The organism is Ammonifex thiophilus (assembly GCF_003368535.1).
In the GTDB taxonomy this organism is placed as follows: domain Bacteria; phylum Bacillota; class Desulfotomaculia; order Desulfotomaculales; family Ammonificaceae; genus Ammonifex; species Ammonifex thiophilus.
In genome coordinates, this window is the sequence record NZ_QSLN01000001.1 from 109,043 (window position 1) to 132,855 (window position 23,813).

The following is a 23,813-nucleotide window of genomic DNA, read 5'->3' on the forward strand; positions in this document are numbered from 1 at the left end:
TTTTGGCTCAGCTTCCCCAGAACGTCTCGGCAGAGCAGGCGCTTCTGGGTTCCATCTTCCTCGACCCGGAGACGCTGTCGCGGGTGGAGGAGCTTGTGCGACCGGAAGACTTTTACGAAGAAGCGCACCGGGCCATATACGAGGCCATGCTCGAGCTCGAGGAAAAGTCGCTGCCCATCGACCTCATCACGGTCACCGAGCACTTGCGGCGGGAAGGGAAGCTGGAGAAAGCGGGCGGGGCGGCGTACGTAGCTAGCCTCGTGGACGTGGTGCCCACGGCGGCGCACGCGGAGCACTACGCCAAGCTTGTAAGAGATAAGGCGCTCCTGCGCAGCCTGGTAGAGGTGGCTACCCGCATCCGGGATCTAGGGCTGGAGGAGGCGGGCGATGCCCGGCAGCTCCTTTCGGAGGCGGAGCGCTGGCTTGCCGAGCTTTCGGCGGCTGAAGTCGAGTCTTCCTTCGTGGCTTTGAGCGAGGTGCTGGAAGCGGTACTGCAGCACCTGGAAGAGTCCTACCGCTACCGGGGAAAGAAGCTGGGTCTCCCCACGGGCTTTGAAGAGTTGGACGGTCTGCTCTCAGGACTCTGGCCGCAAGACCTGATCATTCTGGCTTCTCGTCCCGGCATGGGCAAGACCAGCTTGGCTCTTTCCATAAGTCTTAATGTGGCGCGGGAGGTGGCTTTGCCGGTAGGCTTTTTTAGCTTGGAGATGTCGCGGGAGCAACTCATCCAGCGGCTCTTGGCGGCGGAGGCGCGGGTGGATCACCGGCGGGTGCGAACGGCGGAGTTTACCGACGAAGACTGGGTGAGGCTCTCTCAGGCGGCAGCGCGCCTAGCCCCCTTGCCGCTTTACATCGACGACACGCCCGGCCTCTCGGTACGGGATTTGCGGGCGCGGGCGCGGCGACTCAAAGCTCAGGCGGGGGGCTTGGGGCTAGTGGTGGTGGATTACCTGCAGCTCGTTCAACCCCCCCGGCGGATGGAGAACCGCCAGCAGGAGATAGCTTTTGTCTCCCGCAGCTTGAAGCACCTGGCCAAAGAGCTCAACTGCCCGGTTTTGGCCTTGAGCCAGCTCAGCCGCGCTCCGGAAACCCGGCAGGACAAGCGCCCGCAGCTATCCGACCTGCGGGAGAGCGGGAGCCTGGAACAGGACGCGGACGTGGTCATGTTCATCTACCGGGAGGACTACTACCGGCCCGACACGGATAAGCCGGGGGTGGCGGAGATTATCGTGGCCAAACAGCGCAACGGCCCTACGGGCACGGCGGAACTGGCCTTCTTAAGGGAGTACACCTGTTTCGTGACGCTGGCCAAGGACTTTGATTTCTAACTATTCTTAGGACTCGAGGGGGAAAGACTTGGCTTACCGGGATTACGACGTTCTGATAGTGGGAGCGGGGCCGGCGGGTATTTTCACCGCTCTGGAATTGGTGCGGCAAGAGGCTCGGCTCAAGGTAGCTCTTCTGGACAAGGGGCCCGACCTTAACCGGCGCTTCTGCCCCGCCCACGCTAGGGGGGACTTCTGCCGTCACTGCCCCACTTGCTCCATCATGTGCGGTTGGGGCGGGGCGGGAGCTTTCAGCGATGGCAAACTCACCCTCTCCCCCGAGGTGGGTGGAGTCCTGGACGAATATCTGGGGAGGGAAAAGCTGGAAGAGCTCATCTCCTACGTGGACAGTATCTACCGGGAGTTCGGAGCTCCCGATGAAATTTACGGCGTAGGGCGGGAAGCGGAGTACGAAGAGGTTATGCGCCGGGCGGTTTTCGCTGGCCTGCGGGTGATTCAGGTGCCCATCCGGCACCTTGGGACCGGCAGGTGCTCGGAGATTCTGGCCCGCATGCGCGACTATCTTCAAGCAAAAGTGGATATCAAAATGGGGTGCGAGGTTAAGGCTCTGCTAACTTCCCGGCGGCAGATCCGCGGGGTTAAGCTGGCCGACGGCCAGGTGCTGACCGCCCGTTGGGTGGTGGTAGCGCCGGGACGGGAAGGCGCCAACTGGTTGCGGCATGAGGCTAAGCGCCTGCGCCTGGAAATGGCGGTCAACCCCGTGGATATAGGGGTGCGTGTGGAGGTACCAGCGGTGGTCATGGAACCGCTGACCCGCCTTTTCTACGAGTTCAAGTGCATCTACTACTCCCGCACTTTTGAAGACAAAGTGCGTACCTTCTGCATGAACCCCTACGGCGAAGTGGTGGTGGAAAACGCCGATGGGGTGGTAACCGTCAACGGGCATGCGCACGCCTACCGCAAGACGGAAAATACCAACTTCGCAGTGCTGGTAAGTAAGAGTTTTACCGAACCTTTTAAAGAACCTATCGCCTACGGCCGCCACATAGCTAGCCTGGCCAACCTTTTGGGCAACGGAGTTATCGTGCAGCGGCTGGGAGACCTTCTGGCGGGGAGGCGCAGCACGCCCGAGCGTCTGGCCAAGGGGTTGGTGCGTCCTACCCTCGCCCTGGCCACGCCGGGAGATTTAAGCCTAGTCCTGCCCTACCGGCACCTGGTGGGTATAGTGGAGATGCTGGAGGCTCTGGACAAGTTGGCGCCAGGAGTTTTCTCACGCGACACTTTGCTTTACGGCGCGGAGGTCAAGTTCTACTCTTCGCGCCTCAAGCTCACGCCCCAACTCGAGACCCAGATAAAGAACCTTTTCGCGGTCGGCGATGGAGCTGGGATAACGCGGGGCCTGGTGCAGGCCTCGGCGTCCGGCGTGGTAGTTGCCCGGGAGATATTGCGGCGCTTTGGGAGGTGAACTATTTTGGCGACAGTGGCACTGGTGGGAGTGCAATGGGGGGATGAGGGAAAGGGGAAGGTGACCGACTTTCTCGCGGCCCGCGCCGATCTCGTCGTGCGCTACCAGGGAGGGAATAACGCGGGACACACGGTGGTGGTAGGGGAGGAAGAATTTCGCCTACACCTGCTTCCCTCTGGTATCCTCTACCCCGATAAGACTTGCATCATAGGCAACGGTGTGGTGATCGACCCAGCCGTACTTTTCAATGAGATCGAGACCCTTACCCGCCGGGGGGTAACCCTGGCCAGGCTGCTCGTCAGCGAGCGAGCCCATTTAATCCTCCCCTACCACCGCCTGCTGGACGCGGCAGAGGAGGAGCGCAGGGGGAAGGGCTGCCTGGGCACCACCCGCCGGGGCATAGGGCCTGCTTACACCGATAAGGCGGCCCGCACGGGCCTGCGGGTGATAGACCTTTTGGGGGAGGATTTCCCCCAGCTCCTGGCGGAAAACATAGCCTACAAAAATGCCGTCCTCCGGCACGTCTACGGCAAGGAAGGCCTTTCCTACGAGGAAGTGTATCGAGAGTACCAGGGTTACGCCGAAAAGCTGCGCCCTTACGTCGCCGACACCAGCCTCGTCATCAACCGGGCCATCGCCGAAGGCAGGCACGTGCTTTTTGAGGGGGCACAGGGAACCCTGCTCGACCTCGATCACGGCACCTACCCCTTTGTTACCTCTTCCCATCCCACGGCCGGCGGGGTCTGCATCGGAGCCGGGGTGGGACCGCGCGCCATCGACTACGTGGTGGGAGTGGCTAAGGCTTACACTACCCGCGTGGGCGAAGGTCCCTTTCCCACCGAGCTGCCGGGGGATTTGGGGGAGGAGATAAGGAGGCGGGGGAGGGAGTTCGGCACCACCACCGGGAGGCCGCGGCGCTGCGGCTGGTTCGATGCTGTCATCGTGCGCTACGCAGCTCGGGTGAACGGGCTTACCCACCTCTGCATAACCAAGCTCGACGTCCTCACCGGGCTCCCCTCGGTTAAGATCTGCTACGGCTACCGCTACAAAGGGGAGGAACTCCGGGAGTTTCCGGCCAGTTTGGAGGTGCTCCGCTCTTGCCAGCCTCTGTACGAAGAGCTGCCCGGTTGGGCGGACGATATAAGTGGAGCGCGCCGGTTGGAAGACCTGCCGGTCAACGCCCGGCGCTATTTGGAGAGAATAGAGGAACTCACCGGGGTACCGGTAGCTTTGGTGGGCGTAGGGGTGCGCCGGGAGCAGATGATCGTCTGCCACTCCTTTTTCGGTTAAAATCTCCTTTTTCTGCCGGTCGCGGTGCGTTGACAGCGGCAAAGAAGCTGTGCTATAGTAGATCTTGCATGGGAGGGGTGTCCGAGCGGTTTAAGGAGGCGGTCTTGAAAACCGCTGAGCCCCTCGCGGGCTCCGTGGGTTCGAATCCCACCCCCTCCGCCAGGTAAGAGTGCGGGGGGCGGCAAGGGGTTGCCAGTAGGAGAGATGGCCGAGTGGTCGAAGGCGGTCGCCTGCTAAGCGGCTGTAGAGGGCTAAAAACCCTCTACCGCGGGTTCGAATCCCGCTCTCTCCGCCATACGCGCCCGTAGCTCAATGGATAGAGCACCAGACTACGGATCTGGGTGTTGGGGGTTCGAGTCCCTCCGGGCGCGCCATAAATTTAATCGAGACTTCAACAGGCGCCCGTAGCTCAGGAGGATAGAGCGGTGGCCTCCTAAGCCGCAGGTCGGGGGTTCGAATCCCTCCGGGCGCACCATACTAAGTGGCGCACATGACCACCGAAGAGAAGGACCAGCACGAGCGCTTCATGCGTGAGGCGCTCGGCGAGGCAGAAAAGGCCTACGCGCTTGGTGAGGTTCCGGTAGGCGCGGTGGCGGTTCTCAACGGAGAAATTATCGGGCGAGGGCATAACCTGCGTGAAACCTTGAAAGACGCTACCGCTCATGCTGAAATCTTGGCCTTGCGCGAGGCGGCGAAAAAGATAGGGGACTGGCGCCTGGAGGAAGTGACGCTTTACACCACGCTAGAACCCTGTCCTATGTGCGCGGGTGCCTTGATACAGTTCCGGGTGAAGCGGGTTGTCTTCGGGGCTTTCGACCCAAAGGCGGGAGCGGCGGGATCGGTAGTCGATCTGTTGCGCGATCCTCGCTTCAACCACCAGGTGGAAGTAGTGGGCGGAGTGCTGGCGGAAGAGAGCGGTGCTCTGCTCAGGCGCTTCTTCCAGGAGTTGCGCGCGGAGCGGAGAGATGGCCGAGTGGACTAAGGCGCTCGACTCGAAATCGAGTAGGCGGGCAAAACCCGCCTCGTGGGTTCGAATCCCACTCTCTCCGCCAAGAAATATCAAAATGGGTAACACGCGGAGAGATGGCCGAGTGGACTAAGGCGCTCGCCTGGAGAGCGAGTAGGCAGGCTAAAACCTGCCTCGTGGGTTCGAATCCCACTCTCTCCGCCATTTATTCTTAAAATACGGACCAATCTTGGCCGTGCTAGACGGGGAGGTAGCGGTGCCCTGTACCCGCAATCCGCTATAGCGGGGTCGAATTCCTGCCCGCGGGCCCGGTTTGTGGTACGGCCGCCGCAAGGGGCGAAGAAGGCTGGGTCTCGCGCGACGGAGCTTCCCGAACCGTGTCAGGTCCTGACGGAAGCAGCACTAAGGGAAATCCTCCGGGTGCCGCGAGGGTGCCTGGCCCGAGTCACCTACGGCCGGCGTCGACCGGAGACCGGCGTTCAACGGCAGGTGCACGGCCAAGCTTAGTTCGTATTTGTGGGTGGGAGGAAGCGCGTAAAGCGCTTTTATTTTTGGCTAGGATCCGGAGGGACTGCAAGTGGCCGAAGAACAAGCCCTCTATCGCGCTTGGCGCCCCCAGCAATTCGCCCAAGTGGTCGGCCAGGCCCATGTCACCCGCACCTTGAGGAACGCCCTGGCCATGGGCAGGATCGCCCACGCCTACCTCTTTGCCGGCCCGCGGGGCACGGGAAAGACCAGCACGGCCCGGATCCTGGCCAAGGCCCTTAACTGCCTGCAAGGTCCCACGCCTAACCCCTGCGACGCCTGTTCCCAGTGCCTCTCCATCATAGAGGGTACCTCTTTGGATGTCCTGGAGATCGACGCTGCTTCCCGGCGGGGTATAGACGAAATGCGAGAGCTGAGGGAGCGGGTGCGGCTCTCCCCGGTGCACTCCCGCTACAAGGTCTACATCATCGACGAGGCTCACATGCTCACCTCGGAGGCGGCCAACGCTCTTTTGAAAACCCTGGAGGAACCCCCTCCCCAGGTAGTCTTCATCCTGGCTACCACCGAGCCGCACAAGATGCCGATTACCATCCTCTCGCGCTGTCAACGCTTTGATTTCCGTCGCCTCCCCACCGCCCTCATTGAGGAGCATCTAGCCCGGGTGGCCGAGACCTTCCCAGTGAAGGTGGAGAGAGAGGCCTTGCGCTTGCTGGCCCAGGCGGCGGAGGGGAGCATGCGGGATGCTTTAAGCCTGCTGGATCAGGCTTTGGCCTGGGCTGAAGGGGAGCTCCGGGCGATCGACGTGGCCGATCTCTTGGGGAAGGTCCCTTCCCAGACCCTGGAGGAGATGACGGTCTACCTGCAAAAGGGGGAATTGGCTGGCGCTTTGCGCCTGGTATCTGAGATCGAGGAGGGGGGCAAGGATCTCAACCTCTTCGTGCGCGACCTCATCTTGCGCCTGCGCGAGGAGGCTCTCCGCCACCTGAGGGAGGAAAAAAAGGTACCTTCCTGGCTTCTACGCTCCCTTACCGCTTTGCACCAGACTCTGGCTGACATGCGCCTAAGTCCGCTTAAAGGCCTCACTTTGGAGTTGGCCCTCATTCGTCTCCTATCTGCGGAGGAAGAACGCCCCCCTTCTCTGGGGAGGGTCAAGGCTCTGTGGCCCGACATCCTTCAGTTCGTCAAAGAGGTCAGCCCTCGTCTCTTCGGGCAGCTGTGTTTGGTCAATGTAGTGGGATTAGAGGGGAGAAAACTTAAGCTGGCGGCAGAGGACGGGTATGTGCGCAGCACCTTGAGCCGACCGGAGAACCAGGCCCTCCTGGTCGAGGCCTTGTCCCGGCGTTTCGGCGGCGATTGGGAAGTGGAGATCGTCTAACCAACGTTTAAAAGAGGTGAGGAATTTGGACTGGGGGAAGATGATGCGTCAGGTGCAAAAACTGCAGGCGGAGTTGGCCAAGCTTCAGGAGGAGCTGGGTAACCGCACCACGGAGGCTACTGCCGGTGGCGGCATGGTGAGGGCGGTGGTCAACGGGCGCCAGGAGTTGGTTTCTTTGGAGATCAAGCCCGAGGCGGTGGATCCGGAAGAAGTGGAGCTGTTGCAGGATATGATCCTGGCTGCGGTTAACGAAGCCCTGCGGCAGGCGCGCGAGATGGTGGCGCAGGAAATGGGGCGCCTGACGGGCGGGCTGGGCATCCCCGGCTTGTTTTAACAGGGAGGTTCAATTTCTTTGAGCTACCCTCGCCCGGTTGCCAGATTGATAGAGGAGTTCAAGCGCCTTCCCGGCATCGGTTCCCGGACGGCGCAGCGGCTAGCTTTTTACCTTCTAAGCGCCCCGCCGGAAGAGGCTTTGCGCCTGGCCGAGGCCATAAGGGAAGCTCGGGAGAAAACCTTTTACTGCTCCGTTTGCGGCAACTTCACCGACACCGATCCTTGCTCCATCTGCAGCGATGCGCGCCGGGACAAGGGGGTCCTTTGCGTGGTGGAGATGCCCCGCGATGTGGCGGCCATAGAGCGGGCCGGGTGCTTCAAAGGGGTCTACCACGTGCTGCACGGGGTTCTCTCCCCCCTCGACGGTGTTGGCCCCGATAAGTTGCGCCTGCAGGAGCTCGTCCTCCGGCTGCACGAGGGGGAAGTTAAAGAGGTGATTATAGCCACCAGTTCCACCACCGAGGGAGAAGCTACGGCCCTTTATCTGAAGCGGCTGCTTAAGCCCCTAGGTGTTAAGGTGAGCCGACTGGCCTACGGTCTGCCGGTGGGGGCGGAAATAGAACTGGCGGATGAGGAGACCATTTCTCGGGCCCTAGAGGGGAGAAAAGAGTTCTGAAGGGGGAGGGGCCAGGGTATAGATTTTAAGGGGGACAAGTTGGGCCGGGAAGGTGAAAGGATATGGAGTGGAAGGCGGTCTTCTTCATATGCCTGGGGCTTTTGGGCCTTTACCTTATGGGAAGTGTGCTTTTGGCCCCCCTGCGTCTGGTCCTGCGTCTTCTCTGGGCTATGGTGGTGGGAACCTGCCTCTTAGGACTCATCAATCTGGTAGGGGAGCTTTTTCACTTCCACATTGCCCTTAACCCCTTGACCGCTCTGGCTGCCGGCCTTTATCCCGTGGGAGGAGTTTTGCTGCTCACCCTTCTTGCCCTGGCCGGATTTAGAGCTTGATCTTAACCTTTCTTTGCAATACTATGGATATAAATTTCGCTCTTCCCCTGTGCCAGGGAGTGGACCTACATACGTATAGTGGAAGCCTACGTAGGTGAGTACGGCAGCGGCAAAAGCGAAAACGCGATCAACCGAGCCCTTATGCTGGTCCGGGAGGGGCGCCGGGTAACGCTGGTGGACCTGGACGTGGTGGAGCCCTTCTGGACTCTGCGTCCTCTGAAGCAGGAACTGGAATCCTACGGCCTAGAAGTTTTAGCTTGGGAAAGAGCGGCGGTAGAGGGCTTCGGGGAGGTGGGCACCCTTCTCAATCCGGCCGCGAGGTGGGCGTTAAAGCGAGAAGGGGACGTTATCATCGATGTGGGCTACGGGGCCGGGGGGGCAAGAATGCTCAACCTGCTGGAGGGCTTCGACACCGACCCCGACCTCAAGGTGCTGGCGGTAATCAACGCTGCCAAGCCCATGACCTCCACGGTGGAAGAGATAGTGGAACATGTGCGCAGTCTGGGAAGGGTAGACGGCCTTATCAACAACACCCATCTGGGCAGCGAAACTGATGTGGAAACGGTGCAGCGAGGGGCACGGCTGGTTGCCGAAGCAGCCCGCATTTTAGGTATCCCGGTGGTGGCCACTTCCGCTCTGGAGGAAATAGCGCGCCTCATCGGACCGCGGGACTGCATGGGCCATCCGGTACGCCCCTTAAAACGTTTTATGCCGCGCGGCTTTTGGTAGGAGGTGGAATCTGTGGAGAAGCCCATAGAGGGTGAGAAGAAGGTTTTCATGACCGGTAACGAGGTGGTGGCCTGGGCGGCTTTAGCGGCAGGAGCCGAAATCATGTACGGCTACCCCATCACCCCGCAGAACGAAATCATGCACTACTGGACCAGGTTGGCCCCCAAATACGGCCGGATGTTCTTGCAGACGGAGGACGAGCTCTCCGCTGGCTTTACCACCATAGGAGGGGTCATGGGGGGAAGGCGGGCCTTCACTGCTACCGCCGGGCCGGGGAACGTGCTCATGCAGGAGCCCATGGCCATGGCGGAAATGATGCGCCTGCCGGTGGTGGTAATCATCATGCAGCGGGGCGGCCCCTCCACGGGTACGGTGATCTACTCCCAGCAGGAGGTCACCCTCACTACTTTGGGAGGAAACGGTGAGGGCTTCCGCATCGTCTACTCCACGGCCAGCAACCAGGAGCTTTTCGATTACGTCATCAAGGCTTTCAACACTGCCTGGAAGTACCGCTTTCCCACCTTCGTCCTGGGAGATGGCTATCAAGCCAAAATGCGCGAGCCTCTGGTCATATACGACCCGGAGGTGAGGGGCATAAGCCCGGTGCCTGCCGAGCCTTTTCTGGGGAAGCCGGGTGTGCCGGGCGTGGACAGGCCGCCGGGACACTACCGCAACACCTACAACACCGAGGAAGAACTTTACGAGGTGATTATGGGCTTGGCCCGGGCCTATGAGGCCATAATACCGGAAGTTGTGGAATTTGAGGAGGAGGCGGTGGAGGGAGCCCAGCTCCTGGTCATGAGCCACGGCGTGGTCTCCCGCGCGGCCAAAAGCGCGGTGCGGGCCCTGCGTCGCGACGGTTACCCGGTAGGCTACTTTCGCCCCATAACCCTGCGCCCCTTGCCGGTGGAGGTGATGCGGCGCCGGGCCAAGGAGGTGCGGCAGATTTTGGTGGCGGAGTCGGCCTACGGGCAATTTGCCCGCCTGGTCAAAGAGGCTTTGTACGGGCTGCAGGTGGAAATCGTTCCCCTTTTCAGGCCGGGTCTGGGAATCAACCCGGAGGACATCTACTCGCGTGTTCAGGAGCTGATCAAGGGAGGGGAAAAGGGTGCAGGGCATATTGCAGCCACCCATGCCTAAAAGCTGGCGCAAGGAGACCAAGCCTCACAAGTTCTGTCCAGGGTGCGGTCACGGTATCGCCCTTAAGGCGCTGGGACAGGCTATCGACGAACTGGGTTTGCAGGGGATTGCCGTTTTCGGGTGCGACATCGGGTGCTCCCTTCTGGCTTGGGACTTCTTTGACTTGGACACCGTGCAGACCCACCACGGGCGCACCATTCCTGTGATGGTGGGACTTAAGCGGGCCCGCCCAGAGCTTATCTGCATTGCCTACATGGGAGACGGTGGCGGGTACGCCATCGGCGCCCAGCACCTGGTAAACGCCGCCACCCGCAACGAGAAAATAACGGCCATCCTCATCAATAACACCCAGTACGGCATGACGGGAGGACAGATGGCTCCTACTACCTTACCGGGGCAGAAAACGGAGACCACCCCTTACGGCCGCGATCCGGAGCTCACCGGCTACCCCACCCAGGGACCGGAGATGGTGGCAGCCATAACCGACGAAAGGGCTTACGTGGCTAGAGGGACGGTGGCTCGTCCGGGGCAGTTGCGGGAGTTTTTCAAGCGGGCCTTGCAGAACCAGATCGACGGCCGGGGTTTTTCCTTCGTGGAGGTGATCTCGGCCTGTCCCACTAACTGGCGGACCAACGCCAAGGAGACCTGGGAATGGGTGGAAAAACTCATGCCCACCTACTTCCGGGTGGGAGAGCTCAAGGTGCCGGAGGCTCTGCGGGGAAAGGGGGTAGAGGCCAAGGATGAAGAAACCCCTTAAGATCGTGGTGGCCGGGGAGGGAGGCCAGGGCGTGCAGGCGGTGGCCGAGATCCTGGCCGAGGCGGCCTACGACGAGGGTAAAGAGGTGCTTTATATTCCGGCTTTCGGCGTGGAGCAGCGGGGGGGAGTTTCCCTGGCCTACCTGCAGGTAGGAGACGAGCCCATACCTGCTCCCAAGTTTGAGAAGGCGGACATAGTGGTGGCCCTGAGCGGGCGAGCGGTGCGGCGGACGCGGCAGTACGTGGGGCCGGAGACCATTTTCATTTACGACACCCATGCCGACGTTCAGGAAGAAGAGCTGCCCAAGGAGGCCAAGCGTTTGATCCCCATACCCGGCATCGAGGTGGCCCGCAAGGAGCTCCATCCCCGGGTTTTCAACATCCTCATCATGGGTGCGCTTATTAAGCTTACCTCCATTGTGGGGCTGGAAGATGCCAAGAGGGCCCTGGAGAAGCGTTTAGGGCACCGCTTCGAGAAGGATCCCAGCCTCAGAGAACTCAACTACCGGGCTCTGGAGAAAGGCATGGCGCTGGTGAGCTAGGAGGGAGGAAAGAGGGTGCAGCACTTCGGCGAGCCGCTTGTGTACGAAACGGGGAAAGGCAGAGTCTGTGTCTTCCCTGGCCTCTGTAAGGGTTGCGGGCTCTGCATTGAAAAGTGCCCCAAAAAGGCCCTCAGGTGGTCCAAGTACCTGGGCGTCTACGGCACTCCTACGGTGGAGGCGACGGAAGACTGTATCGCTTGCGGCATGTGCCAAAACGTTTGCCCGGACTGCGCCATTCTGGTGATACGGGATGAGGGCAGAAAAGCAGCCGCTGGTGGAGGCTCTTAGGCGCTACTGCCGGTCTGTTCCACTTCCCTTCCACACTCCCGGACATTTGCAGGGAAGGGCGGCCCCGCCGAGCCTACGGCGCTGGTGGGGTCGAACTGTTTTCGCCGCCGACTTGACCGAAGTGCCGGCTCTGGGCGATCTTTACACCCCTTCCGGGCCGGTGGCGGAGGCCCAGGAATTGGCGGCGGTCTGGGCTGGCGCTCGCCATTCCTTCTTCCTGGTGGGCGGAAGCACGGTAGGGATAATAGCCCTTTTCCTGGCCGCCCTCCGGCCCGGAGACAAGGTGCTTTTGCCCCGGGCGGCACATCGTTCGGCCGTGGCGGCCCTCTGCCTTTCCGGCGCCGAGCCCGTGTTTGTCCCTTCCCCCTTTTCAGGGGAATGGGGGATACTCCTCCCCCCTCTTCCTTCGGCCTACGCGGAGCGGCTGGCGCTTGAGCCAGGGGTGCGGGCCCTTTTCTGCCTCTACCCCGACTACTATGGTCTGGCGATCGAGCTAGAGCTCCTGGCCAATTTGGCGCGGGAAAAGAGGATTCCCCTTCTGGTGGACGCAGCTCACGGGACCCTCTTCGGCCTTCACCCCTCCCTCCCCCCGAAGGCGCTGGCCTGCGGAGCCGAGGCAGCGGTAGAAAGCGCCCACAAGCGCTTAAGCGGGCTTACCCAGACGGCTTGGCTGCACCTGCGGGGAGAGAGGCTCGGGGAGGCAGAGGTGCGGGAGGCACTCGCCCTGCTTCAGACGAGCAGCCCCTCTTACCTGCTCATGGCCTCCCTGGACGCCGCGCGCCAGTACTGGTCCGGCGCGAGGGCGGAGAAGCTCGTTTCCCGCCTGCTAGAACTGGCGGCGGAGGCGGCGGACAAGCTCGCCGCCCTGGAAGGTGTGAGGGTTCTACGCGACCTCCCTGGGTACCGCCTCGATTTCACCCGGCTGGTGCTCAACTTCGCCGAGTTGGGACTTAGCGGCCTTGAGGTGGCGCGGCGCCTGGAAGAGCTCGGGGTAATAGTGGAGATGGCCGATTTCGCCAACGTGCTCCTTTTCCTAAGCCCCGGGCACACGCGGCGGGACATCCGGCGGCTGGTGAAGGCGGTGATTAAAATTCTCGGCCGGGCTGGTAGGCGTAAAAGAACCGCCATTCCCCCTTTCCCCTTCTCCCCTCTGCGTCTTCTTCCTCGCGAGGCTTGGCTGGCGCCTGCCGAGTGGGTGCCACTAAAGGAGGCGGTGGGGCGGGTGGCTTCGGGCCAAGTTATCGTTTCTCCCCCCGGGGTTCCCCTCCTTTTGCCGGGAGAAGAGGTAACGCCGGAAGTGGAGGAGTACGTGGCGAAAGTGCGTGCAGCAGGGGCTAACCTACAAGGGGTGGCGGGGGAGGAGCTTAAGGTGAAGGTGGTAAAATAGCTTTATGCGCGGCTTTTTTATCGTTTTGGAGGGTATAGACGGGGTGGGCAAGACCACCCAGGCCAAAATCCTGGCTCGAAAATTGCGGCAGCAAGGGCGGGAAGTGGTGGAGGTAAGGGAGCCTGGGGGGACCCAACTGGGGGAAGCTATAAGGGAGCTTTTGGCAAGAGAGGAGGAACTTGCTCCCTGGGCGGAGACCTGCCTTTTTTTGGCCAGCCGGGCTCAGCTCGTGGAAGAAGTGATAAAGCCCGCCCTGGCCCAGGGGAAGATCGTGGTGGGAGACCGCTTCAGTCTCAGCACCCTGGCCTATCAGGGGGGGGCGCGGGGGCTGGGGGTGGACAGGTTGGCCCAGCTTAACTCTTGGGTAACCGGAGGGCTTGAGCCGGACCTAACCCTGGTTATAGATCTGAAGGTAGAGGAGGCGCTGGCGAGGGGCAAGGGGGATCTCCGGGAAGAGATAAGGCAGAAGCTAGAGATAGTGCGGGAGCGCTACTTGAGCTTAGCGAAAGAGCGGGCGGGCAAGGTTCTGGTGGTGAGCGGGCAAGGCAGCGTGGAGGAGGTAAGCGGGCGGATCTGGACCTTGGTGGAGGAAGCTCTGGCGCGATGGCCTTCGGGGTAGTCTTGGGGCAGGAACGGGCGTTAAAGCAGCTGAAGCGAGATCTAAAGACGGGTCGTATCGCCCACGCCTATCTCTTCAGCGGCCCTGAGGGGGTGGGGAAGAGGACAGCGGCAGAATTTTTCGCCCACTCCCTGCTCTGCTTGGCTCCAGGGGAGAAGCCGTGCGGCGAGTGCCGCTCCTGCCTCCTCTTCCGGGCAGGTAGCCACCCCAGCTACCATTTCCTGGCTCCGGACCGAGGAGGAAGCTTGGGCATAGCTCTGGTGAAGGAATTGCTCGCCAAAGTTTCCCGTTCCGCCTCGGGATACCGGGTGGCGGTCATAGACCGGGCGGAGAGCCTGACGCTCGAGGCCCAAAACGCCATGCTCAAACTGTTAGAAGAGCCACCTCCACTTACCTGTTTTCTCCTGGTCACCTCCCAGAAAGAAGCCCTCCTACCCACCGTGGTGTCGCGCTGCCGGGAGGTAAAGTTTGGCCGGTTGAGCCGCAGCGTGGTGGCCGCCTGCTTGAGGGAAAGAGGTTTTCCTCCGGAGGAGGCCACCTGCCTGGCCGCCCTCTCTGGCGGGAGCCTGGGAAAGGCTTTGGCGCTGAGCGAGGAACGGATGAAGGTCTGGCGGGAGAAGGCGCTGGAACTATTGGTGGCCCCACGCCTGCGAGGGCTTCTTTCATGGGAGGAGGTCAAGGACAGAGAAACGGCGGAGGCTGTGCTCGACTTCCTTACCCTCTGGGTACGGGACTTCTTAGTTTTCCAGCTCACGCACGAGCCCGAGCTCTTGGTTAACCGCGACCGGGAAAAGGAGTTCTGGGAAAAAAGCGCTCTTTCCCCCGAGTACCTCCTGGCGGCAGGGAGCCTGGCAGATAAGGCCCGGCAGTGGCTACGGTTTAACGTGCGCCCAGCCGTGTGTTTGGAGGGGCTGGTGGTGGGACTGGCGCGAGAAAAGGGGGAGTGAGCCCGTGGCCATGGCCGTAGGGGTGCGCTTTCGCAAAGCGGGAAAGATCTATTACTTCGACCCGGGTTTTCTGACCCTCAAGCCGGGAGATCGGGTGGTGGTGGAAACGAGCCGGGGAATGGAGCTTGGCTGGGTGGTTAAGGGTCCGGTGGAGGTGGACATAGATCCGGCCGAGCTCAAACCGGTGCTTCGCCTGGCCACTCCCGAGGATGTGCGCACCTGGCTCAAGAACCTCGAAAAGGAGCGGGAGGCCAAAGAAATCTGCAAGGATAAGATTGCTGCCCACGGCCTACCCATGAAGCTGGTGGGTGTGGAATACACTTTGGACGGCAGCAAGATCATCTTTTACTTCACGGCCGAAGGGAGAGTGGACTTCCGGCAGTTGGTGCGCGACCTGGCTTCGGTCTTTCGCACCCGGATCGAGCTCCGGCAGATAGGGGTGCGCGACGAGGCCAAGCTCATAGGGGGACTCGGCCCGTGCGGCCGAGAGCTGTGCTGCGCCACCTGGCTTACGGAGTTCGCCCCCATTTCTATAAGGCTGGCCAAGGGGCAGAACCTGGTGCTCAATCCGGCCAAAATTTCAGGGATATGCGGGCGGCTGATGTGCTGCCTGCGCTTTGAGATGGAGAACTACTGCCTGGCGGAAGAAGACGGCGCCGAGGAACTCACCGGGGAGGAAAACCTGTCGTGAAAGGCAAGCTTTACCTTTGCCCCACTCCCATAGGAAACTTGGAAGATGTAACTCTGCGGGTTCTGCGGGTGCTGCGGGAGGCGGACTTGGTGGCGGCGGAGGATACGCGCCACACGCGCAAGCTTTTAAGCCACTACGGCATCCACACCAAGCTTGTGAGCTACCACGCCCACAACCAGAAGAAGCGGGGTAAGGAGCTCTTGCAGAGGCTCAAGGAGGGGCAGAAAATAGCCCTGGTGTCGGACGCCGGTATGCCCGGCATTTCCGACCCGGGGGCGGAGCTTGTCCGGGCGGCCCTTGAGGAAGGGATAGAGGTGGAGGTCTTGCCCGGGCCGAGCGCGGTGCTGACCGCCCTGGTGGCTTCGGGTTTGGATACCCGGCGCTTTGTTTTCGAAGGGTTTTTGCCGCAAAGCAAGCGGAAGCGGCATCTGGAGCGCCTCAAGGAGGAGACGCGGACCATAGTTTTGTTCGAGGCCCCGCACCGCTTGACTTGCACCCTGGAGGAGCTAGAGTCTTCGCTGGGGGGGGATAGGCGGGTGGCGGTGGCGCGGGAACTCACTAAGGCCCACGAAGAGATCTTTCGGGGCACCTTGAGCGAAGCTCTGCAGCACTTCCGCGCCCATCCCCCTAAGGGGGAGATCACCATAGTGGTGGCTGGTAAGGGGGAAGAGGAGGAAGAAAGGGCTTCGCCGGAAGAGGTGCTGGCTGAGGTTGAGCGCTTGCTGGCTGAAGGGAAAGCGAAGCGGGCAGCCGTCAAGGAGGCTGCCCGCCGTTGTGGTTGGTCGGCACGTGAGGTTTACGCCTTGCTGGTGCGACGGGCTACATAGCCTTGGCTTCGGCGGCCTGCGCCTGGCTGGCCATAGCGTTGATACACTCGCGGCAAATAAGCTTGCCCTTGAACTGCTGGACGTCTACGGCCGAGCCACAGAAGATGCAGGCGGGTTCGTACTTCTTGAGGATGATCTTTTCGTGGTCTACGTAGATTTCCAGCGGATCCTTCTCGGCGATTCCCAGGGTGCGCCGCAGCTCGATGGGAATCACCACCCGCCCGAGCTCGTCCACCTTGCGGACGATGCCTGTCGACTTCACGCCTATCCCTCCCCCCTGAAATGACATTGCATGTAAAAACATAGCCCAGTAAATGCTACCAAGGGTGCCGGTTAAAGTCAATACCTGTCGGCGAAAAAATTTTAAGCGAAGATTAAAAGCAGGCGCTCCTCGGGGTCGTGGCGCTCTTTGAAAGCGTTGACACCGCAGGCACCGCTTAACTACAATGGTGCATGACTTTGGCGGAAAGGGGAAAGGAGCGTTGGTACGAGGGAAATTTTATATAACCACTCCCATCTACTACCCGAGCGACCGCCTCCACATAGGACATGCCTACACCACAGTGGCCGCGGACGCGGTGGCGCGCTTCAAGCGAATGGAGGGGTACGATGTTTTCTTCCTCACTGGCGCGGACGAGCACGGGCAGAAAATAGAGCGCACCGCCAAAAGCAAAGGGAAGGATCCTCAGTCCTACGTTGACGAGATAGTGGCCAGCTTCAAAGAGCTCTGGGCCCGCCTGGAGATCTCCTACGACGACTTCATCCGCACCACCGAGCCTCGGCATAAAGTGGTGGCCCAGAAGATCTTTCAGAAGCTCTACGAGCAGGGGGATATCTACAAGTCGACCTACCAGGGTTGGTACTGCACCCCCTGCGAGACCTTCTGGACGGCCCGGCAGTTGGTGGACGGCAAGTGCCCGGACTGCGGCAGGCCGGTGGAGCTTTTAGAGGAAGAGAGCTATTTCTTCCGTCTGTCGGCTTACGCCGACCGGTTGCTGGCCTACATCGAAGAGCACCCGGACTTCATCCAGCCGCCGGCGCGCCGCAACGAGGTTATAAGCTTTATCCGCAGCGGGCTGGAAGACCTCTGCGTCTCCCGGACCACCTTTTCCTGGGGCATCCCCGTGCCTTTCGATCCCCGGCATGTTATTTACGTATGGATTGACGCCCTCACCAACTACCTGTCTGCCCTGGGTTACGGCACGGAGGACGACGAGCGCTTCAAACGCTACTGGCCAGCCGACGTTCATCTGGTGGGCAAGGATATCGTGCGTTTCCACGCCATTATCTGGCCCAGCATACTCATGGCTCTAGGCCTGGAGCTACCGCGGCGCGTGGTGGGGCACGGCTGGCTCCTGGTGGAAGGGGGTAAGATGTCGAAGTCCAAAGGCAACGTGATCGATCCCCACTACCTCATCGACCGGTACGGCGTTGATGCGGTGCGCTATTACTTGCTGCGAGAGCTGGCCTTCGACGCCGACGGGGAGTACGAAGAGAAGAACCTGGTCAGGAGGCTCAACTACGACCTAGCCAACGATTTGGGCAACCTCCTTTACCGCACCCTCACCGTCTTGGAGAAGTACGGGGAAGGGATAATAGGAGAGCCGGCGGAGAAGGAAGGGCCGGACGAGGAACTTATCTCCTTGGCTGTGTCCACTCCAGCCCGGGTTGCCGAGTTGGTGGATCAGCTCCGGCTTTCCGAGGCGCTGGCGGCCATCTGGCAACTGGTAGGACGGGCTAACAAATACCTGGATGAAACCGCCCCTTGGAGGCTGGGCAAGGATCCCGGCCAAAAAAAGCGCTTTGACACGGTGATTTACAACGTGCTGGAGGCCTACCGCTTCGTCACCGTCCTCCTCGGTCCCTTCATGCCCAGCTTCCCGCCGCGCGTCTGGCCGCAGCTGGGTATTGCTTCCCTGCCTGCACTTCACACTTTCGAGTCGCTGAAATGGGGCCAGTTGCCCTCCGGTATCCGGGTGGCTAGGGGAGAACCTCTCTTTCCCCGCCTGGAGTTGGAGGAGTAGGGAGGTTTCGCTTTTGGAACTCATCGACACACACTGCCATCTCAACGACCCTCGCCTGGATGTGGACCTGTCCGAGGTGCTGGCGCGGGCCCGCCGGGCGGGGGTTAAAGTTATGATTGTGGTGGGTTACGACCTCGCCTCTTCAGCCAGAGCGGTGGCTTTGGCCGGGAAAGAAAAGGACCTTTACGCCACCGTAGGGGTGCATCCGCACGACGCCGCCAAGGTGCCTCCAGACTTCCTGGAGCACCTGCGATCCTGGGCGAGGATGGGTAAGGTGGTGGCTGTGGGGGAGATAGGGCTCGACTTTTACCGTAATCTTTCTCCCCCGGCCCGGCAGCGGGAGGTTTTCCTGGCCCAACTCCGCTTGGCACGGGAGCTTTCCCTTCCGGTGGTGATCCACTGCCGCGACGCCTACGACGAGCTCTATTCCCTCCTGAAGGAAGAGGGAGAAGGGGTTAAAGGGGTACTGCACTGCTTCAGCGGCACCTGGCGGGAAGCGGCGAAATTTTTAGCCCTGGGCTTTTACCTATCGTTTGCCGGGACCATCACCTTTCCCCGCAGCGACTCCCTGGCGGAAGTGGTGGCGCGCATGGAGCTCGGGCGCCTGCTTCTGGAGACCGACGCTCCTTACTTGGCCCCAGTTCCCCATCGGGGAAAGCGTAACGAGCCGGCCTATCTGGTTCACATCGCCCAAAGAGTGGCGGAGATCAGAGGGATGCCGGTAGAAGAAGTGGCGGCCATCACCACGGCCAACGCTCGCCGCCTCTTCGGCTTGGAGGGGGAACGGTTCGGTGGCTAGGGGGCTAGTCCTTCTTTTCACCGGCGAAGGAAAAGGGAAAACCACTGCCGCCCTGGGCACGGCTCTTCGGGCCTGGGGGCACGGGATGCGGATCCTCTTTCTGCAGTTCGTCAAGGGGGAACGGGTGATGACGGGGGAACGCTTGGCTGCCTCTCGCCTGGGAGGGGGTTTTATCCTGGAGACCATGGGGGCGGGCTTCATTTTCGGCCGGGAGAAGGAAGAGAGGCACCGGGAAGCGGCGCGCCGGGCCTGGGAGAGAGCTAAAGAAGCCGTGAGCAGCGGAGAGTACGATCTTGTGGTGCTGGACGAGTTCACCTACGTCCTCCGCTACGGGTTCGTCTCCATGGCGGAGGTAGAGGAAATGGTGAGATCGCGCCCGGCGGGCGTGCACTTAATCTTCACCGGTCGAGGAGCTCCTCAAGAACTCATAGACTTGGCCGACACGGTGACGGAAATGCGCGAAGTCAAGCACCACTACCGCCAGGGAATTTCGGCACAAAAAGGGATAGAATACTGAGAAAGATGACAGACGGTGCTTATAAGTCCCGGGAGCGCTCCCGGGATAAATTTTTTGTTGCCCCGCAGAGCAAAAACGAGAGAAAAGAAGATTTACGGCGCCAAAGATGCCTAAAGTTTTTAAACCGCCGGCAGGAATTTCTTGTGTCCTCACCGAATAGAAATTAGCGAAGGTGGTGAGGAGTGTGGATTGGTATGTGGTGATGCGTCCCAAGCGTTGCCGCGCCCTGCCGGAGGGGCAGGTGGCAGAAGAGCGCCCGGAAAAAACGAAAAGGGTTAAGATCAAAAAGGCGATGGCCGTTTCGGCCGCCGTGCTCACCGGTCTGGCGGTGGGGGGCTATGCCTGGGCCCGTAAAACCGTCACCTTGGTGGTGGACGGCAAGCCGGTGAAGGTGGTCACCCTGCACCGCAAGGTGGAGGGGGTTTTGCGGCAGGAAGGTATAGCCCTGGGACCGCACGACCGCGTCCTTCCCGGGCTCACCGCCACCTTAAGAAACGGCATGCAGGTAGAGATAAGGCACGCTGTCCCCGCCACTTTGGAGGTGGACGGCAGAAAACTCAAGATCTACACCTGCGCCACCAATGTGGGGGAGATGCTGCAGGAAGCCGGCGTTAAGCTGGGGGAAGACGATCTGGTGGAGCCCGGCAAAGACACCCCCGTGCGTCCTAACCTGCCGGTTAAGGTTGTCCGGGTCACCAAAGAAGTAGTGGAGAAAAAGGTCCCGATACCTTACGGAGTGAAGCGCCAATACACCGCCGAACTTTACCGGGGAGAAACTAAAGTGCTGTCTGAGGGGCGGGAAGGGGAAGCTCTGGAGCGCTGGGAGATCGTGCGCTACGATGGAGAGGTTAAGGAGGAAAAGCTCCTTGAGAAGCAGGTTCTGCGCCCGCCGGTCGATCGGGTAGTGGCCGTGGGAACTCTGCAAGAGATCTCCCGCGGCGGGGAGAACCTGCGCTTTAGCCGGGTGTTGGTGATGCGGGCCACGGCCTACTCCTACGATACCGGCTACTACACGGCTACCGGGATACCGGTGCGGCGGGGTATCGCGGCGGTCGACCCCAGGGTTATACCCCTCGGCACGCGCCTTTACGTGGAGGGTTACGGGTACGCCCTGGCGGCAGACACCGGGGGAGCGATTAAGGGGAACGCCATCGATCTCTTCTTCCCCACCCTCTCGGAGGTTTATAATTGGGGCGTGAGGACAGTTCGGGTCTACGTGCTTGAGTAGTTCTGTATGGCGGAGAAAGAAGAGGAGTTGCTTTCCCCGGCGGCCGTGAAAGCTGCTCTGGCCGAATGGGGGATCAAGCCTCGCAAGAGGTGGGGCCAGCACTTCCTGGTGCGGCGCGAGGTGCTGGCGAAAATAACGGAGGCGGCGGAACTTTCCCCGGCAGACACCGTGGTGGAGGTCGGGCCCGGCTTAGGTGCCTTGACCGCCCGCCTGCTGGAAGAGGCGGGCAGGGTAGTGGCCATCGAACTCGATCCCCGTCTGGAGGCCTTCCTGCGGGCGAGGCTCGGTGGGCACCCGCGCCTGACTCTGATACGCGGCGACGCATTGAAATGCGATTTCGACCTCCTGGTGCGTGAGGCTGGCGGGTCTTACCCCTACAAAGTGGTGGCCAACCTACCCTACTACCTCACCTCTCCCCTGCTCCTGCGCCTGCTCACTTCCTCCTGGCACATAAGTCTCATGGTCTTGATGCTACAAAGGGAGGTAGCTCTGCGTCTTCTTGCTTCCCCGGGGACGAAAGAGTACGGTTCTCTTTCCCTCTTAGTCCAGTACTACACCTCTCCCTCCCTGGTGACCTTTGTTCCCCGGCACAGCTTTTACCCCCCGCCGGAGGTCGATTCGGCGGTGGTGCGCCTGGAAGTGAGGGCGCATCCCCCGGTGGAGGTAGGGGACGAGTCCATCTTTTTCGGAGTGATACGCGCTGCCTTCGCCAAGCGGCGCAAGACGCTGCTCAACGCCCTGGCCTCTTCCTCGCTGGGGCTCAGCAAGGAGGATTGGCAGCGCCTCTTGGCTGAGGTGGGCGTGGATCCTGGGCGGCGCGGCGAGACCCTTAGCCTGGAAGAATTTGCCCGCATAGCCCGCCGGTTGCAAAGCAATTCCACGTGTGGCGAAAAGCCCTAAGTGCTATAATTTTGCTTGGAGACACTCTCGTTTTGAGGAGCAAAACGCCCGTGTACTTCATAAGCCCTACGAAGGGGAAACTGGATTTTGAAGCCATGATGGCTGAGATAATCGACTACATACGAGGGCTTCCTTCCTCCGCCTACAAGGTCATCATCGGCTCCGACTCCCAAGTATTTCAAGGAGAGACGCACTTCATAACCGCGGTCATAGTGCATCGCTTGGGCAAGGGGGCGCGCTACTTCTATCAGCGGCGCACTAACCGCCGGATCCGAAGCCTCCGTCAGAGAATCTTTTACGAAACCTCCCTAAGCTTGGAGGTAGGAAGCATGGTGAGCAAGGCCCTGGCGGCGGCGGGCCTGGAGAATCTGAAAGTGGAGATCCACATCGACGTGGGTACCCACGGGGAAACCAAGGACCTCATAAGGGAAGTAGTGGGCATGGTGGTGGGCAGCGGCTTTCAGGCCAAGATAAAACCTGAGGCCTTCGGAGCTTCCACGGTGGCCGATAAGCATACTAAATGATCTCTTGGGCCGAGAAGCGGCGCAGTATGTCCCAGCGACGGCTGGAGTGGTACCCGTCGTAGTATACCCCTTCCTGTTCCCGGCTGCGGGGTCTGCCGGTAGCCAGGGCTATGGCTTCCAGGTGATCCCCAATAATGGTGGCGGCTATTAGCGTGCTGTGAAGCCTACCCCGGCTGGGTGAACCCAGAAGTTTGTGGGGTACGGAGGTCACTACTTCCACTCTGAGGCCGGCCCGGGCGGCGTACACGAGGGCAACCGGGGGAACGGCCAGTTCTTCCAGCGGCACCTTTTCCAGAAAGCGGTGCGAGACGGCAAGCGGGCCGTGGGAAGGGGAGGCAAAGCCCAAGTGCTCCATCCCCAGGAGGAGATTGAGCTGCTGGCGGAAAAAGAGCAGCCGCTGGGTGACTGGCGAGGGAGGGGGTGGGGCCTGAGGAGGGTAGCAGTTGGTAAGAGCCAGGTCCACCCCGCAATTTAGCACGGCCTCCTTCAACCGGCGCAGAGGTCTTACTGGAACCGCCGCCATATCACCATCCACAAAGAGCACGCCCCTTGCGCCATAGCGGCGGGCGTAAAGGGCGCCTACGGCCCGGGGAATATCGTGCCCCAAAGGCTCAGGAAAGAAGAGGGGCTTGACCCTTTGCGGGGGAAAGCCCCTCACCTTTTCTAAAGTGTCGTCGATGCTGCCGTTGACCACCACGACCACCTTGTCGACCGGGACCGCCAGCAAGGTGAGCACAACCCTGGCGATTCGTTCCCCTTCGTTGCAGGCAGGGACGACCGCGTAGAACAAACTCTCTCCTCCTCTACTTTTTTCCTCGATTTTCATAATATGTAAGCAAAAAGCGTAGGGGGAAGGCCATGCAGAGCTTCCGCAGAGGAGACATCGTGACCCGGCGCTCGCACCGCAAAGACCTGCTCTTCAAGGTGGTGGAGCTCTACCGGGGGGAGGACGGTAGAGAATACGCCCTGCTTAAAGGCATCGACTATCGCTTGGTCTGCGATGCTCCTTTGGAAGACCTGGTGAAGGTTGGGGTGGAAGAGGTAGCCGCTCACTGGCGCAAGGTGTTCCTGCAGCGGGCCGAGCTTTTGCAGCGCTACTTGGCAGAGGGAGAGGATCCTTCTTTTTTTAGCCGCTCGAAGGCCGAGCCCTTTCCTTTGCCCGGTAGGGTGCTGCACTTGGACGGGGACGCAGATTACTTGGGTCTCTGCCTGGCCACCTACCGGCAGCTGGCGGTACCTACTTACGGCTATGCCGTCCCGGAAAAGGAGCAGGCCCAGGCGCTGAAAGAGCTTTTTCCTCGCCATCTCCCCGACATCCTGGTGCTGACGGGCCATGATGGTTTGAAGGGAGAAAGGCCTGACTTCAAAGATCTAAGAAGCTACCGGCACTCGCGCTACTTTGTGGAGGCGGTGAAGGTGGCCCGCAACTTTGTCCCCGACCGCGATGCCCTGGTCATAGTGGCCGGCGCCTGCCAGTCGCACTACGAGGCCTTGCTGGAGGCGGGAGCGAATTTCGCCAGCTCGCCCCAGCGGGTACTGATTCACGTCTTCGACCCGGTGTTTGTGGCGGCGCGGGTGGCCTTCACCCCGGTAGATAAGCTTGTTTCCCTAAAAAAGCTTATCGAAGGAACGGTCACCGGTTACGCCGGCATGGGGGGGATAGTAACGCGGGGCCGCTTCCGCCAGGGAATCCCCAAGTCCCCCTACTGATTCCTCACCCTATTCTCCTCCCCCTCATAGATTGG

At 60.9% G+C, this 23,813-nt stretch carries 27 protein-coding genes, 6 tRNA genes and 1 other RNA gene; 32 read left to right on the forward strand and 2 right to left on the reverse strand.

The features are described from left to right. The first annotated feature begins 2 nt into the window (after positions 1–2). The 25 genes from dnaB (at position 3) to rsmI (ending at position 16,076) form a co-directional block, all read left to right on the forward strand. Positions 3–1,328, forward strand: a complete 1,326-nt coding sequence (dnaB, locus tag DXX99_RS00630; RefSeq protein WP_115791587.1) for a replicative DNA helicase — start codon at positions 3–5, stop codon at positions 1,326–1,328. Positions 1,329–1,356: 28 nt separating this feature from the next. After that, entirely contained in the window at positions 1,357–2,751 is a 1,395-nt protein-coding gene (locus tag DXX99_RS00635) for an NAD(P)/FAD-dependent oxidoreductase (protein ID WP_115791588.1), read from the forward strand. 6 nt (positions 2,752–2,757) lie between these two features. Then, a complete protein-coding gene (locus DXX99_RS00640) occupies positions 2,758–4,041 on the forward strand; it encodes an adenylosuccinate synthase (RefSeq protein ID WP_115791589.1) in 1,284 nt (427 codons plus the stop codon). Between the two features lie 71 nt (positions 4,042–4,112). Further along, a tRNA-Ser gene (locus DXX99_RS00645) sits at positions 4,113–4,203 on the forward strand. A 36-nt stretch (positions 4,204–4,239) separates the two neighbouring features. Further along, a tRNA-Ser gene (locus tag DXX99_RS00650) sits at positions 4,240–4,336 on the forward strand. Positions 4,337–4,339: 3 nt separating this feature from the next. Then, positions 4,340–4,415: transfer RNA gene (locus DXX99_RS00655), tRNA-Arg, on the forward strand. Between the two features lie 24 nt (positions 4,416–4,439). Then, positions 4,440–4,516 (forward strand) — tRNA-Arg (locus DXX99_RS00660). Positions 4,517–4,531: 15 nt separating this feature from the next. Continuing rightward, positions 4,532–5,023 (forward strand): tRNA adenosine(34) deaminase TadA, encoded by a 492-nt coding sequence (gene tadA, locus DXX99_RS00665; protein ID WP_115791590.1) that lies wholly within the window; start codon positions 4,532–4,534, stop codon positions 5,021–5,023. Continuing rightward, positions 5,001–5,093 (forward strand) — tRNA-Ser (locus tag DXX99_RS00670). The genes tadA and DXX99_RS00670 overlap by 23 nt, the downstream gene beginning before the upstream one ends. A 25-nt stretch (positions 5,094–5,118) precedes the next feature. After that, positions 5,119–5,212: transfer RNA gene (locus DXX99_RS00675), tRNA-Ser, on the forward strand. Between the two features lie 29 nt (positions 5,213–5,241). Beyond that, positions 5,242–5,505: signal recognition particle sRNA large type (gene ffs / locus DXX99_RS00680), an RNA gene on the forward strand. An 80-nt stretch (positions 5,506–5,585) separates the two neighbouring features. Continuing rightward, complete coding sequence (gene dnaX, locus DXX99_RS00685) at positions 5,586–6,869, forward strand: DNA polymerase III subunit gamma/tau (RefSeq protein ID WP_115791591.1); 1,284 nt, start codon at positions 5,586–5,588, stop codon at positions 6,867–6,869. Positions 6,870–6,909: 40 nt separating this feature from the next. Then, positions 6,910–7,203: a YbaB/EbfC family nucleoid-associated protein gene (locus DXX99_RS00690; RefSeq protein WP_115791898.1), complete on the forward strand. Its 294-nt coding sequence runs from the start codon at positions 6,910–6,912 to the stop codon at positions 7,201–7,203. A gap of 18 nt (positions 7,204–7,221) precedes the next feature. Next, positions 7,222–7,818, forward strand: coding sequence for a recombination mediator RecR (gene recR / locus DXX99_RS00695; RefSeq protein WP_115791592.1), 597 nt, complete (start codon positions 7,222–7,224; stop codon positions 7,816–7,818). 62 nt (positions 7,819–7,880) lie between these two features. Next, positions 7,881–8,150, forward strand: a complete 270-nt coding sequence (locus DXX99_RS00700) for a pro-sigmaK processing inhibitor BofA family protein (RefSeq protein WP_115791593.1) — start codon at positions 7,881–7,883, stop codon at positions 8,148–8,150. Positions 8,151–8,228: 78 nt separating this feature from the next. Further along, entirely contained in the window at positions 8,229–8,879 is a 651-nt protein-coding gene (locus DXX99_RS00705) for a P-loop NTPase family protein (RefSeq protein WP_115791594.1), read from the forward strand. A 12-nt stretch (positions 8,880–8,891) separates the two neighbouring features. Further along, positions 8,892–10,019 (forward strand): ferredoxin oxidoreductase, encoded by a 1,128-nt coding sequence (locus DXX99_RS00710; protein ID WP_240610760.1) that lies wholly within the window; start codon positions 8,892–8,894, stop codon positions 10,017–10,019. Next, a complete protein-coding gene (locus tag DXX99_RS00715; protein ID WP_240610761.1) occupies positions 9,988–10,776 on the forward strand; it encodes a thiamine pyrophosphate-dependent enzyme in 789 nt (262 codons plus the stop codon). The genes DXX99_RS00710 and DXX99_RS00715 overlap by 32 nt, the downstream gene beginning before the upstream one ends. Then, positions 10,760–11,317 carry a 2-oxoacid:acceptor oxidoreductase family protein gene (locus DXX99_RS00720; protein WP_115791596.1) on the forward strand — a complete coding sequence of 186 codons (558 nt, stop codon included), beginning with the start codon at positions 10,760–10,762 and terminating at the stop codon, positions 11,315–11,317. Before DXX99_RS00715 ends, DXX99_RS00720 begins: the two co-directional genes overlap by 17 nt. Before the next feature lie 15 nt (positions 11,318–11,332). Then, on the forward strand, positions 11,333–11,605 hold the full coding sequence (locus tag DXX99_RS00725; RefSeq protein ID WP_115791597.1) for a 4Fe-4S dicluster domain-containing protein: 273 nt from the start codon (positions 11,333–11,335) through the stop codon (positions 11,603–11,605). After that, the gene (locus DXX99_RS00730) at positions 11,568–12,992 is read left to right on the forward strand and encodes an aminotransferase class I/II-fold pyridoxal phosphate-dependent enzyme (RefSeq protein ID WP_115791598.1); all 1,425 of its coding nucleotides are present in this window, start codon (positions 11,568–11,570) and stop codon (positions 12,990–12,992) included. Before DXX99_RS00725 ends, DXX99_RS00730 begins: the two co-directional genes overlap by 38 nt. Before the next feature lie 4 nt (positions 12,993–12,996). Continuing rightward, entirely contained in the window at positions 12,997–13,611 is a 615-nt protein-coding gene (tmk, locus tag DXX99_RS00735; RefSeq protein WP_115791599.1) for a dTMP kinase, read from the forward strand. Beyond that, positions 13,596–14,558, forward strand: coding sequence for a DNA polymerase III subunit delta' (gene holB / locus DXX99_RS00740; RefSeq protein ID WP_115791600.1), 963 nt, complete (start codon positions 13,596–13,598; stop codon positions 14,556–14,558). The genes tmk and holB overlap by 16 nt, the downstream gene beginning before the upstream one ends. A gap of 4 nt (positions 14,559–14,562) precedes the next feature. Continuing rightward, positions 14,563–15,249, forward strand: a complete 687-nt coding sequence (locus DXX99_RS00745; RefSeq protein ID WP_115791601.1) for a PSP1 domain-containing protein — start codon at positions 14,563–14,565, stop codon at positions 15,247–15,249. Then, positions 15,246–16,076 (forward strand): 16S rRNA (cytidine(1402)-2'-O)-methyltransferase, encoded by an 831-nt coding sequence (rsmI, locus tag DXX99_RS00750; RefSeq protein WP_115791602.1) that lies wholly within the window; start codon positions 15,246–15,248, stop codon positions 16,074–16,076. The genes DXX99_RS00745 and rsmI overlap by 4 nt, the downstream gene beginning before the upstream one ends. Here the strand turns inward: rsmI and DXX99_RS00755 are convergent. Further along, positions 16,069–16,338 carry an AbrB/MazE/SpoVT family DNA-binding domain-containing protein gene (locus DXX99_RS00755; protein ID WP_420809000.1) on the reverse strand — a complete coding sequence of 90 codons (270 nt, stop codon included), beginning with the start codon at positions 16,336–16,338 and terminating at the stop codon, positions 16,069–16,071. The genes rsmI and DXX99_RS00755 overlap by 8 nt on opposite strands. A gap of 220 nt (positions 16,339–16,558) precedes the next feature. Here DXX99_RS00755 and metG point away from each other — a divergent pair, with 220 nt between their 5' ends. The 6 genes from metG to DXX99_RS00785 all read left to right on the forward strand — a co-directional run bounded on the left by metG (position 16,559) and on the right by DXX99_RS00785 (position 22,068). After that, the gene (gene metG, locus DXX99_RS00760; RefSeq protein WP_115791604.1) at positions 16,559–18,100 is read left to right on the forward strand and encodes a methionine--tRNA ligase; all 1,542 of its coding nucleotides are present in this window, start codon (positions 16,559–16,561) and stop codon (positions 18,098–18,100) included. Positions 18,101–18,113: 13 nt separating this feature from the next. Next, complete coding sequence (locus DXX99_RS00765) at positions 18,114–18,899, forward strand: TatD family hydrolase (RefSeq protein WP_115791605.1); 786 nt, start codon at positions 18,114–18,116, stop codon at positions 18,897–18,899. Further along, positions 18,892–19,416 carry a cob(I)yrinic acid a,c-diamide adenosyltransferase gene (cobO, locus tag DXX99_RS00770; protein WP_115791606.1) on the forward strand — a complete coding sequence of 175 codons (525 nt, stop codon included), beginning with the start codon at positions 18,892–18,894 and terminating at the stop codon, positions 19,414–19,416. The genes DXX99_RS00765 and cobO overlap by 8 nt, the downstream gene beginning before the upstream one ends. Before the next feature lie 184 nt (positions 19,417–19,600). Beyond that, the gene (locus DXX99_RS00775; RefSeq protein WP_115791607.1) at positions 19,601–20,644 is read left to right on the forward strand and encodes a G5 and 3D domain-containing protein; all 1,044 of its coding nucleotides are present in this window, start codon (positions 19,601–19,603) and stop codon (positions 20,642–20,644) included. A 6-nt stretch (positions 20,645–20,650) separates the two neighbouring features. Beyond that, the gene (rsmA, locus tag DXX99_RS00780; protein ID WP_115791608.1) at positions 20,651–21,544 is read left to right on the forward strand and encodes a 16S rRNA (adenine(1518)-N(6)/adenine(1519)-N(6))-dimethyltransferase RsmA; all 894 of its coding nucleotides are present in this window, start codon (positions 20,651–20,653) and stop codon (positions 21,542–21,544) included. Between the two features lie 50 nt (positions 21,545–21,594). Continuing rightward, complete coding sequence (locus DXX99_RS00785) at positions 21,595–22,068, forward strand: ribonuclease H-like YkuK family protein (protein WP_115791609.1); 474 nt, start codon at positions 21,595–21,597, stop codon at positions 22,066–22,068. On the opposite strand, the gene DXX99_RS00790 is transcribed toward DXX99_RS00785, so the two are convergent. Then, positions 22,061–22,858 (reverse strand): glycosyltransferase family 2 protein, encoded by a 798-nt coding sequence (locus DXX99_RS00790; RefSeq protein ID WP_115791610.1) that lies wholly within the window; start codon positions 22,856–22,858, stop codon positions 22,061–22,063. The two genes, DXX99_RS00785 and DXX99_RS00790, sit on opposite strands and share 8 nt — an antisense overlap. 68 nt (positions 22,859–22,926) lie before the next feature. On the opposite strand from DXX99_RS00790, the gene yabG reads away from it, so the two are divergent. Further along, positions 22,927–23,778, forward strand: coding sequence for a sporulation peptidase YabG (gene yabG / locus DXX99_RS00795; protein WP_115791611.1), 852 nt, complete (start codon positions 22,927–22,929; stop codon positions 23,776–23,778). The last annotated feature ends 35 nt before the right edge of the window (positions 23,779–23,813 follow it).